Source organism: Vibrio genomosp. F10 str. 9ZD137 (assembly GCF_049974785.1).
Taxonomy (GTDB): domain Bacteria; phylum Pseudomonadota; class Gammaproteobacteria; order Enterobacterales; family Vibrionaceae; genus Vibrio.
Window position 1 is genome coordinate 1 of record NZ_JBNGCJ010000925.1, and the last position, 11958, is coordinate 11958.

Annotated in this window: 11 protein-coding genes; 6 read left to right on the forward strand and 5 right to left on the reverse strand. The window is 43.2% G+C overall.

What is annotated here, in order from left to right; genetic code table 11:
* On the forward strand, positions 1-761 hold a 761-nt coding region (locus ACP45E_RS20365; protein WP_241824358.1), incomplete at its 5' end, for an MATE family efflux transporter.
* Between the two features lie 71 nt (positions 762-832).
* Here ACP45E_RS20365 and ACP45E_RS20370 read toward each other — a convergent pair.
* From ACP45E_RS20370 to ACP45E_RS20380, 3 genes are all read right to left on the reverse strand, one after another.
* Positions 833-1711 (reverse strand): U32 family peptidase, encoded by an 879-nt coding sequence (locus ACP45E_RS20370; RefSeq protein ID WP_026026579.1) that lies wholly within the window; start codon positions 1709-1711, stop codon positions 833-835.
* Between the two features lie 21 nt (positions 1712-1732).
* Positions 1733-2746 carry a ubiquinone anaerobic biosynthesis protein UbiU gene (gene ubiU / locus ACP45E_RS20375; protein ID WP_017037732.1) on the reverse strand — a complete coding sequence of 338 codons (1014 nt, stop codon included), beginning with the start codon at positions 2744-2746 and terminating at the stop codon, positions 1733-1735.
* Between the two features lie 148 nt (positions 2747-2894).
* Positions 2895-4934 carry a sensor domain-containing protein gene (locus tag ACP45E_RS20380; protein WP_017037731.1) on the reverse strand — a complete coding sequence of 680 codons (2040 nt, stop codon included), beginning with the start codon at positions 4932-4934 and terminating at the stop codon, positions 2895-2897.
* 198 nt (positions 4935-5132) lie between these two features.
* On the opposite strand from ACP45E_RS20380, the gene ubiT reads away from it, so the two are divergent.
* The 4 genes from ubiT to rimI all read left to right on the forward strand — a co-directional run bounded on the left by ubiT (position 5133) and on the right by rimI (position 7154).
* Entirely contained in the window at positions 5133-5657 is a 525-nt protein-coding gene (gene ubiT, locus ACP45E_RS20385; protein WP_017037730.1) for a ubiquinone anaerobic biosynthesis accessory factor UbiT, read from the forward strand.
* Entirely contained in the window at positions 5641-6147 is a 507-nt protein-coding gene (locus ACP45E_RS20390) for a GNAT family N-acetyltransferase (protein WP_017037729.1), read from the forward strand. Before ubiT ends, ACP45E_RS20390 begins: the two co-directional genes overlap by 17 nt.
* 152 nt (positions 6148-6299) lie before the next feature.
* Positions 6300-6701, forward strand: a complete 402-nt coding sequence (locus ACP45E_RS20395; RefSeq protein WP_017037728.1) for a DNA polymerase III subunit psi — start codon at positions 6300-6302, stop codon at positions 6699-6701.
* A 6-nt stretch (positions 6702-6707) separates the two neighbouring features.
* Positions 6708-7154, forward strand: coding sequence for a ribosomal protein S18-alanine N-acetyltransferase (rimI, locus tag ACP45E_RS20400; protein WP_017035487.1), 447 nt, complete (start codon positions 6708-6710; stop codon positions 7152-7154).
* Between the two features lie 140 nt (positions 7155-7294).
* Here rimI and ACP45E_RS20405 read toward each other — a convergent pair whose 3' ends face one another.
* Positions 7295-9358 (reverse strand): putative bifunctional diguanylate cyclase/phosphodiesterase, encoded by a 2064-nt coding sequence (locus ACP45E_RS20405; protein ID WP_017037727.1) that lies wholly within the window; start codon positions 9356-9358, stop codon positions 7295-7297.
* Between the two features lie 219 nt (positions 9359-9577).
* On the opposite strand from ACP45E_RS20405, the gene prfC reads away from it, so the two are divergent.
* Positions 9578-11167, forward strand: a complete 1590-nt coding sequence (gene prfC, locus ACP45E_RS20410) for a peptide chain release factor 3 (RefSeq protein WP_017035485.1) — start codon at positions 9578-9580, stop codon at positions 11165-11167.
* 171 nt (positions 11168-11338) lie between these two features.
* Here prfC and ACP45E_RS20415 read toward each other — a convergent pair.
* On the reverse strand, positions 11339-11958 hold a 620-nt coding region (locus ACP45E_RS20415; RefSeq protein ID WP_277815733.1), incomplete at its 5' end, for a helicase-related protein.

An 11958-nucleotide genomic window follows, 5' to 3' on the forward strand; every position in this document is an offset into this window, starting at 1 on the left:
CTATCGCCCAGTGTGTTGTTACCGGCTTCGGTTTGGCTTACTTCTTCTCGCATCGAGCAAACCTTCGTTTATGTTGGAATGAATTGAGACTGAAACTTGATGTTATCCCACAGATTTTTGCGATCGGCACATCAAGTTTCTTTATGTATGCCTATGGCTCAATGATGGTTGCAATGCATAACGCTTTGTTTGCGCAATATGGGAATCAGTTGATGATTGGCGCTTATGCCATTCTGGGCTACATCGTTACGGTTTATTATCTTACAGCCGAAGGTATTGCCAATGGTATGCAGCCGCTAGTGAGCTATAACTATGGTGCTAAACATCCAGGCAACATTCGTAAACTTCTGAAGATCGCAATGGTGAGTTCAGTGTCGGTTGGAATAGTATTCGCCATTCTACTGAATGTTTTTCCTAGAGAGTTTGTTTCAGTATTTAGCTCTCAGGACTCTCAGCTTGTCGAGTACACCGTGTTAGGCATTCGATTACATCTGTTTGCGTTAGCATTGGATGGATTTTTAGTCGTCACCGGGGCTTATTACCAAGCGGTGAACAAGGGAGGTAAAGCGATGTTTGTTATGTTGGGCAATTTGCTGATTCAACTGCCTTTCTTGTATATCATGCCTAAGTTGTTTGGTGTCCCAGGAATTTGGATGGCTTATCCTCTTTCAAATATTGCGTTGAGTGTTGTGGTTATTGCGATTTTGATGAAAGACATTAAGAAGCTAGATTCAACACCGTTGAGCCCAGCTACCGCTTAGTGTTGATGTGACGTTTTCGATACGAAAAAGGTCTAGTGATCTAGACCTTCTCATTAATGCCTTAACCTAAATTAGATGTTTTTTACCTCTAACCCAGCCAGTTGATGCCAGTAACCGTTACATTGACGGTCGGTAATGTTCATTGGTTGGTCACCATTTTCGTTGGCTTTGAAATTGGTCAGTTCAGAGAACGTGTCGATTCCTAACGGGCTTAAACGTACAACATCGACCAAGTCTTTCATATTGGGTAAATCATTGATTAAGTTGTAGCAATAACCGGATTGCGTTTGAATGCCGTTGAGGTTAAATACGGATTGACCTTCTTGGCTGTCAACTTGTAGACCAGTTGGGTATTTTATACAGCAGGTGTCACAGTCATCTTTGGCTTTATTCTCGGCACGAGCGGTAAAGCAACGAGCGGAATAAGCGAGCGGAAGGTAACCATGACTGAATACTTCGACTTCAAATTTATGACGGATATTGAGATCGTCACATTGGATCATCACGTTAGATAACCATTCTCGTGAAAGCTCAACCGGCATACACCAACGTGTCATACCTTGTTTTAGGAACACGTTTAAAGTGTGTGCATTGTAAGTGTTCACCGCAGGGCCTACCACAAACGGTACGTTACTTTCACTGGCAAGTTGAATCGCAGATACATCATTCGCTTCAATGGCAAAGTCACCGTTATCGATGTACTTTTTCATGATGCTGACTTCACTCGGTGCCTCAAGCAACGCCATTGTGGACAAGACGACTTGTTTACCCGATGCCGACAGCTCTTTCGCGATATCTAGCCAGTGGTGCGCTTTCATTTCGCGTCGTTTTGAACAGACGGCTTCGCCCAGGTAAATAATATCCGCAGCGCTATTTTTTGCTTGTTGATAGAAGCTTTCCACATCTTGCCTTGGCCAAAAATAAAGCAGTGGGCCTAATGCGTATTTCATTGAGTTATCCATTACTTTTCCTTATTGCCATTTGCGATGGTAAGCACCAAGCGTGGTCTGTGTCCCTTCAGAGACGTTAGCCAGGGCGGCATTCCAGGACGCTTCCACCTGATAGGAATCTGGGTTTGCAAGGTAGCGATCAATGGCTGCCCGCCAAGTACGGGTTACCTGTTCTACGTAGGCTGGGCTACGCTGACGACCTTCAATTTTCACAGAAGCAACATTGGCAGCAAATAACTCAGGAAGCATAGACAGAGTATTTAGGCTAGTCGGTTCTTCTAACGCATGGTAGCGCTTACGTTCGCCTTCGATTTCCGCTTCAAAGCGACCTTTACACAGCGTAGGGTATCCAGCGTTTTCCCCCGTCGCATACTTATCAATGAGGATCTCATTGAGGCGTGACTCAAGCCCGCTATGCGTTTCTTGCCAACGGACGTATTTAGCAGGAGAGCATGCACCAACCGTATTTGGCGACTCACCGGTCATGTATGAAGAAAGGTAGCAACGGCCTTCAGCCATAATGCACAGGCTACCGAAAGCGAAAACTTCTAAATCGACATCTGAGTCGATATTACGCGACAGCTGTTTCACTTGATGGATGGAGAGTACACGGGGCAGTACCACGCGTTTTACATTGAAATTTTTGTGGTAAAAGTCGATGGCTGCGACGTTGGTGGCTGAAGCTTGGACTGAAAGGTGCAATTCCATATGTGGGTATGTATTTGCTGCGTACTCTAATATTGCGATATCCGCGATGATCAAAGCGTCGACTCCAAGGTCGGCGGCTTGATCCACGGCTTTCGTCCAGCGCTCGAAACCATTTGGATGAGCGAATGTATTGAGCGCCACATGAATTTTCTTGCCCTTGTCATGCACGTATTGAACGGCTTTATCAAGTTTTTTCCCGGTAAAGTTAAGACCAGCAAAATGACGCGCGTTGGTGTCATCCTTAAAGCCGATATAAACCGCATCTGCACCACAATCGATGGCCGTTTTGAGTGCTGGTAGATTTCCAGCTGGGCATAGGAGTTCCATTGCAATGTACCAATTTCTACAAAAGTGACGGCATTTTATGAAGATATGTGAATAGCGAGTTTGATGTAAGGCAGGTTTGGGTGAATAAATTAGATATCGATGAGTAAATAGTCGTAAATGACTTCAATTGTTAGGGGGATGGTTCAGACTAGCTCTTGTGGCGACGGTTTTGAATGAAGAGATCTTCGACTTCTTGTTTTGGTTGAGGTCGATAAAAGTGAAAGCCTTGGATGGAATGACAGTTGAGGTTAGACAACAAGGTTGCCTGTTGTTGGGTTTCTACCCCCTCTGCAACCACGGTTAAGTTGAGAGACTTGCCCAGGTTGATAATGTTCTCAATGACAGTGACTTGTTTAGGCAGGGTATCCATGTCACTAATGAAAGCGCGATCAATTTTCAGCTCATCAATAGGAAAACGAGCCAAATAAGAAAGGGAGGAGTAGCCGGTACCAAAATCGTCAATAGACAAGGTAAAACCGAGTTTTTTAATGGCATTTAGCATTTGAATTGTATGTTCACTGTCACTCATCACCGCACTTTCAGTTAGCTCAAAAGTAATGCAGTTGGGGTCAAGAGCCGTAGAGCGCAACAATTTTTCCATATAATCAATCAGTTTTGGATTGCCAAACTGTTCTGGAGATAAATTAATAGCCACGCGACCTGGTAAAATCCCTTGCAACTTCCAGCGCTTCACTGTCGCAAACACTTCACGCATCACGACTCGGCCTAAATGCTCAATAAGCCCCGCTTTTTCAGCGACAGGAATAAAAGCAGAAGGGCTAATGTAGCCTTCAACTGGGTGTTTCCAGCGAATCAGTGCCTCGGCGCCATTAATGCTAAAGTCGCGCGCATTAACTTTCGGCTGATACCAAACTTCAAGGCCGTTTTGTTGCAGCGCTTTTTGCAGTTCAATCTCAAGCCAGAGCCGCATTCGTGCTTCTTTATTCATCTGGTCATTGAATTTAATCAGACGATTTCGACCACGATCTTTGGCTTCATACATCGCCGTATCAGCATTTTGCAATAAAATACGTGCATCGTTGCCATCACCTGGGTATGCCACACTACCAATAGAGCAAGAAAGTCGCTTACTGAAGTGATGAAGATCGAACGGTTGGTTAATCAGGCCAATGATTCGTTCTGCAAGAATTTCGGCCATACGATTGTTTTCAGGTTTTGGTAAGATCAGGCCAAACTCATCGCCACCTAAGTGTCCTAACACCGCTTGCTGAGGCAACAACCGCTTGAGTCGAGCTGCTACCTCTTTAATGACTTTATCACCGATATGGTGGCCTAAAGAGTCATTAATGTTCTTAAAATTATCGATATCTAGATACATCATCAGAAGTGGAGTTTCATTGTTAATGAACTGCTCCAGACGCTTGGTAAAACCAAAACGGTTAAATGCCCCTGTTAATGAATCTAGGTGTGGATCTTCTTGTGACGCGCTAGATAACTGTTTCGGTGCATCTTCTGCATCCTGAATCAACACGAGTTGCGATTGGTTACCCAGCACAATGGTTGAGTCAGCATGCAGCTGTACTTTCCTCTCAATGCCGCAGCGAGGCCCAGTGAGGCAAATCATAGGTGCATCGGTAATGAGCTGGCTTAAAGGAAGAGTAAAGACGGTTTTGCTTTTTTCATCGACAAAAAGTCGAGTTAAATCTTCACCCAGCAGATCCGAAGATGACGTCATTCCCAGCAAACGAATAGCCGAAGGATTGGCAGAGATAATGCAATCATCTTCGACAAGAAGCAGGCCGTCAGGAAGAAGTGAGGTGAGTGTTGAATATTTGCTTTCGGACTCCTCTAGAGACCGAATCAATATCTGTTTTTCTGAGGTGTCAACAGCGTGAAATATAATGGATTCGACTTTTTGCCCATTCAGGATTGGAGATAAACTGAAATGCAGGCTTGTATCGATGTCGATATCATGTAGTGTGATTTCAGCTTCGAGAGTTTCTCCTCGAAATGCTCTGTCGTAGTATGGTTTTATGTGCTCATAAAAGTGACTGCCTAGAACTTGAGAGTCATTCATACCGAACAGTTCTTTGGAAGTTAGCCCTGCAATATCACAATATCTCTCATTGACCATGCTGTAGTTATGCTGTTCATCGATAACGGCAAAAAAGAATGGGCTATGATGTGTGATTTTTTCAAACCAGTGTTGTAATTGTTGCGAAGGCATCAATAACTACCAACTCTCCGTTGCGGTTAGAGTTTCACAGGGCACGTGAAACATGGGACGATACATTAACTATACCCCTGAATTTTGATATGTAAAAGCGTCAAGAACATTCTCGACTTCTTTGATACATAACAGGAATTAGCACTATTACATCAATTATGATGAAATATTATATTTACAAAGTAACGGATAACGCGCGTGATAAACAAGATTCGCACTCAACTAGTTCAAAATGCAGCATCAATTTTGCGATCCCCAGTCCACTTTTTACCACAAGTTGTACAAAAAAAAGCCTTGCTTGAAGTCATGAAGACGGTCTTCAAAGAGGCTTTAGAAGAGGGGGATTTTGAATTCCTGGAAGACAAATGGCTAAAAGTTGAAATTCGCGACATGGCGCTGTGTTGGTATATTAGTTATCAACAGGATAAGCTAGTGATCGCTGACACTCCCGTTGCTGAAGACGTCAGCTTTTCTGGTGAGTTGAATGACTTAGTTCTGATTGCTGGTCGAAAGGAAGATCCTGATACCCTATTTTTCCAACGTCGTCTCTCTATTGAAGGGGATACCGAATTGGGTTTGGAAGTGAAAAATTTAATGGATAGTGTTGATTTAGAATTACTGCCTAGGCCACTGCAAACGATGTTGGCGCAACTAGCGGACTTCGTGCAAAAAGGCGTAGAAACATCCACGAGCAATGAGGTTACCCATGCTTATTCGAACTGAAGCTCCAGCCGACATATTACCCATTGCTCGACTTGTAAAATCTGCATTTGAAACCGAAGCCGAAGCTAATCTAGTGATGAAGCTTCGAGAGAATAGCCACCTGACGTTGTCATTGGTTGCTTGCAATGATGAGGGAGAAGTTGTTGGTCATGCCATGTTTAGCCCTGTATCTGTTGAAGGCGAAGATTGTCACTGGCAAGGGTTAGCCCCAGTGTGTGTTAAAGAGGGGGTTCGAAATCAAGGTATTGCCGAATCTTTAGTAAAAGAAGGTCTTTCTTCATTGTTAGAGTTTGGTTACCCGGTGTGTGTAGTTTTGGGGGATCCAAATTACTACTCTCGTTTTGGTTTTGTTAGCGCTAAGGAAAAGGGCTTTAAGTGCAAATGGGAAGTGCCTGATGGCGCATTTCAAATAGCAGAATTAGCCGAGAATCAGTTAGCCTCTCGTTCTGGTTTGATAGAGTATTGCCCTGAATTTGATGAGTTAGGTTAAGCATTCACTTAAACCCAATGGGAAAGTAAGGTGAATGGCAAGGTGAATGGATTGAGAGTCTTTATCGCATCGTAGGATACTAAGATTTCCTCCTTCCTTTATCCAATATATTTGTTAGGATCGGCGTGTTTACGCTTTGTAGGTTAAGGTTAATGCCCCAAACTGAAATACACTATTTGAAAGAAATGGGAATCGATACGTGGCAATTGAGCTACCCGGAACGATTGCTCGGTTTTCAACCTCCAATGTTGAACTTATCTGACGAATGTCAGTTGCTGCTAGTATCAACAGAGCTTCCGACTGGAGAGATTGCGATGATGTTTGAGCGGGTACTTAAAAGTATTAAACTCACATTAGATAAGGCTCAGCACATCTATCCAGAACAATTGATGGGGTTAGGTGAGCATCAACTCAGTTGGATTTGGTATGCTGGTGAGGCCAGTATTGATGACTCCCACAAAGCGAAAAAGTTGGTGACACCGCTTCTTTCTTCTATTAATGGTCACACTGAGCACCGAAGAGCACTTTGGCAGCAAATTTGTTCTTACGAGTAATGAATAATGACAGTTGAAATTCTTCCGCTGCGTGAATCGCACCTCACGTCAGTTTATGCGATTGAGCAATCGGCTCATACTCATCCTTGGTCTGAATCGATGATTCGAGATGTCAATAGTCGAGGTGGTTGTCATCATGCAATGTTGGTCGGTGACCGTGTGGTTGGTTACTTTTATGCACAAAATATTGTGGGAGAAGTGACCCTACTTAACATTGCTGTTTCCCCACAACATCAAGGAAAAGGGTACGGTAAGCGATTAACTGAATTCTTTTTAGACATGTGTGAGCAAGCCAAGGCTGAAAGTGCGTGGTTGGAAGTGAGAGAAAGCAATAAAAAAGCCTATCAATTATATGAATCGGTTGGGTTTAATGAACTTGATCGACGAATTAACTATTACCCGACTGAGAAAGGCAAAGAAGACGCCATCATTATGAGCTACTTATTTTTTTAACAGAGGGTTCTATTGCTGGTGGATGTTCTTGAAGAAAGAAGAAAACCAAATTTTGCTTTCCCTATGAATTCTTGCCCTATCGATTTTTAGCATTGTCTTTAGCAATAAAAGACAAAAGCATGACCTTACTGTGTCTATGATTATTTAGTTGTCACTTTGACTGTTGGATTGTCGAGTTCTCGCTGAGGGACGGTATAGAGGTTGTGTTCAAAGCGGCTGATCACTTCCTCGGTTTTAAGGGGCTTATCAAATAAGTAGCCTTGGAATTGGTCACATCCTAACTCTTTAAGGGCATGCAGCTCATATTGATCTTCCACGCCTTCTGCGATCACTTCTAGGTTCAATCTTCTTGCTGTCATCACAATAGTATCAACGATGGCTTGATCACTTTCGTCTAAATGAAGTTTGGTGACAAACGAGCGATCAATTTTAAGTACATCTACCGAGAGTAATTTCAAATAACGCAATGAAGAATACCCTGTACCAAAGTCATCAATAGAAATTTTAAGCTGATGCTCTTTGAGCAGCGCCATTTTTTGAATAGCACTTTCGACATTTTCCAGTAGTAGGCTTTCGGTTATTTCTAGCTCAATGTGTTCTCCAGTAATTCCTGCTTGGGAAAGAGCTTGGGTAATATGATCAACAAATGAGTCTTTTGAAAACTGTAAAGGACTGATGTTAATGGCCAGGCGTCGAAAAGTGGGTGGCAATATTCCCATACGTTTCCATATTGAATATTGATAGCATGCCTGTTCGATAATCCAATCCCCGATGGGCAGTATTTGCCCGGTTTCTTCAGCAATCGGCATAAATACACCGGGAGGCAGCACCCCTTTTTCTGGATGGTTCCATCTTATCAGCGCTTCAACACCCACGATTTGATGCTTTTCATTCACCTGAGGTTGGTAATAAAGTTCGAGCTGATCTTTATTGATCGCTTCATGAAGACCTTTTTCTATCTCTAAAAAAGACTCAACTTGAGCTCGCATTTCTGGCTCGTAAAACATGTAGTTATTACGCCCTGCGCTTTTAGCTCGGTATAAGGCGGTGTCTGCCTGACGGAGGATATCAATATTCGTACTTCCAACAGATGGATACACTGAAATGCCAATCGTGACAGTGCAGTATAGTTGGTGGCCATCAATCGCATAAGGGTTAGACATCAGAGCCAAAACTTGCTGCGCAACGTCTCCTGCCTTATTGAGTGTCAGATCGGGTGCGAGAACAACGAACTCATCGCCACCAATTCGTGCAGCGATCATGCCTTTTTTGATCCATGCTTCTAAACGCTTTGAGATCGCCTTAAGTAAATTATCTCCAATGGTGTGGCCCAATGAGTCATTGATGGTTTTAAAACGGTCTAAATCTAGGTAAAACAGTATGCCGGTAGAGTGAGACTGATTGGCACTGTCAATATGGTTTTGAAGCATTTGAAGTAGCAGAGCTCGGTTTGCAAGCCCTGTTAGTGTGTCGTAATAGGCCAGTTGGTTTAATTGAGCTTCTGCTTTTTCTCTTTGCTTCCATAGGTTATGAAATGAAATCGCCAGTTCTCCTAGTTCGTCATGGTGCTTTTGCACAGGAATAGGGATGGAAGCTTGCTTGTGCTGCAGTGAATTAACCCAGGTGATCAGCGTGATAATGGGCTTTGATAGTTTGTAATAGAAAAAAGCCAGCAATATGGTGGTGAGAAGGATGTTTCTGATCAAATCAAATAAAATAGCGTGAGTCATTTTAGTTAAGAAATTAACCGCAATGTTGTTTCCGTTAACCGAAAAGCTGAGTTCCCCTACCACAAGGAGTGAGTTAGGTTGGTGAAGTGGTGTTCTATAAACCGGAGCAGTGGGGGTTAAGTAATTGGAAAGCGCTTGAATAAAAGAACTCTGTTCCGTGATTTTCCGCTCATTTTTAGTCAAGGTGTCACCGAAGTCATCGATGATTTCAACTCTATAAATAGCTTCATCCATCATAAGGCTTGAGGCAACTTGTTCAGCCAGTAAATGATTTAGATGGTAAGCTGCCTGACTGGCATTGGAATAATTTTGCAGCAATTTAAATTGATAATGCTCTTCAATGCGAGTTTGCTCTTGATGCAGATCGAGCAATATAAGATAGACACTGAAACACAGCCCTAGTATCACAGATACCAGAAACACGGTTTTTGCTTGACGAAATGCGAGAGAATTTATCTGTTTGGATTTATACATAGTTATTATTAGTCCCACCTACTCATTTAGTTATAGCTCAAAATAGTCAATAAATTAATAACAAAGTGAGAGTAATGGAATTAATCTGGCTCCCTATCGGGCTTTAGTTGCTCCAATCGCAAATATGAGCGAGAATATCGCGCAAAATTGAATCGAACTGCTAGCTCGGCAATATTACTTTGTCACCTATACTCCGCTGGCCCAAAAGAAGACCTTTTCATGTCAAATAGTCCATTTATTGGTGAAGTTTCTAAGCGTAGAACGTTCGCCATCATTTCTCACCCGGATGCGGGTAAAACAACCATTACAGAAAAAGTACTGTTATTTGGAAACGCTATTCAAAAAGCAGGAACCGTAAAAGGTCGTGGCTCTAACCAGCATGCTAAATCAGACTGGATGGAGATGGAAAAAGAGCGTGGTATCTCGGTAACAACGTCTGTGATGCAGTTTCCGTACAATGACTGTCTAGTGAATCTTCTTGATACTCCAGGACACGAAGATTTCTCGGAAGATACCTACCGAACACTCACCGCGGTAGATTCATGTTTGATGGTTATCGATGCGGCAAAAGGTGTTGAGGATCGAACTCGTAAGTTGATGGAGGTGACGCGTTTACGTGATACGCCTATCGTTACCTTTATGAATAAACTTGACCGTGACGTTCGTGATCCAATGGAAGTCTTGGACGAAGTGGAAAGTGAGTTAGGTATGGCTTGTGCACCTATCTCATGGCCCATTGGTTGTGGTAAAGAATTTAAAGGTGTGTACCACATTCATCGCGATGAAACGATCTTATACGAATCAGGCCATGGCCATGAGATTCAAGAAGTTCGCATTGTTAAAGGTTTGGATAACCCTGAACTTGATGAGGCTGTTGGCGCAGACCTTGCAAAAAGCGTTCGAGAAGAGATAGAGCTTGTCGTCGGTGCTTGCCCTGACTTTGATCTGGAGCTGTTCTTAGCGGGTGAGTTGACACCGGTTTACTTTGGTACTGCACTGGGCAACTTTGGCGTTGACCACATGCTTGATGGCTTAACTAAATGGGCTCCAGCTCCTCAAGCACGTCAAGCGAATGAGCGTGACGTTGTTGCTACCGAGGAAAAATTCTCTGGCTTTGTGTTTAAGATTCAAGCCAATATGGACCCTAAACACCGAGATCGTATCGCTTTCATGCGCATTGTATCGGGTACGTATAATCAAGGCATGAAGATGAATCATGTCCGCACTGGAAAAAGTGTTAGCATTTCAGATGCCGTTACGTTTATGGCCGGTGATCGTTCTCGCGCTGAAAAGGCGTACGCGGGTGATATTATTGGTTTGCATAACCACGGTACGATTCAAATTGGCGATACCTTTACTCAAGGTGAAAGTTTGAAGTTCTCTGGTATTCCAAACTTTGCACCGGAGTTATTCCGTCGTATTCGTTTACGTGATCCGCTGAAACAGAAGCAGCTATTAAAAGGTCTTGTACAGCTTTCTGAAGAAGGGGCAGTACAGGTTTTTCGTCCGGTGCAAAACAATGATCTTATCGTTGGCGCAGTGGGTGTGCTTCAGTTTGATGTAGTCGTGGCTCGATTGAAGTCTGAATATAATGTTGAAGCGATTTATGAAAGTGTCAACGTGGCAACGGCCCGTTGGGTTGAGTGCAGTGACGACAAGAAACTTGAAGAGTTTAAACGTAAAAATCAATCGAATATTGCGTTAGATGGTGGTGATAACCTGTCGTACATTGCGCCAACGATGGTGAATTTGAATTTAGCGAAAGAGCGATTCCCTGACGTTGATTTCCGCGCCACTCGTGAGCATTAATCGGGTTCCTATTTGAATTTGAGCAGGGTTAATACGCTGCTCCCTTTTCAATGATAAATCGATATTTTCAGCGATACGCCGATATAAAAAAGCCGATAATCATAGCAATGAGTATCGGCTTTTTTTATTTCTTTACTCTTTTTGTATTTTGCTACTCAACGTATACGTGACTTACTTCTTCTTTGTGTTCTTTTTCTTAACCGCTTTTTTCTTAGTGGTCTTTTTCTTTGCATCTTTTTTCGTTACGTCTTTTTTCTTTTTCTTGGTCGATGCTTTTTTATGTTGTGGGCGCATATCTTTAATGAAGCGTTCTTTAATTTCTTCATCGATATAACGCGCGACACGCTCAAGCATAGCTTGATCGTGTGCTTCTACCAGAGACAAAGCGTTGCCTTTTTTACCGGCGCGGGCAGTACGGCCAATGCGGTGTAAGTAAGTATCGGCTGAGCGTGGCATGTCGTAGTTGATCACGTGGCTTACATCGGGAAGATCGATTCCACGAGCAGCAACATCCGTAGCAAGAAGAACGTTAACCGTCCCTTCTCGGAAACGAGTGATGGCATTGTTACGACGATCCTGTGGCATTTCACCCTGGATCCATGCACATGGGATTTGTGCTTTTTCAAGCTCAATACGTAGCTCGGCTAAACGTTCACGAGTTTTCAAAAATACGATAGATCGATCCGCTTGATCGGTCAGTATTTTTTTAAGTAATGCGAGCTTGTGTTCCATGCTATCAGCGCGGTGATACCATTGCGTGATCTTCTTGCGCTCACGGCGAGAAGGATCGG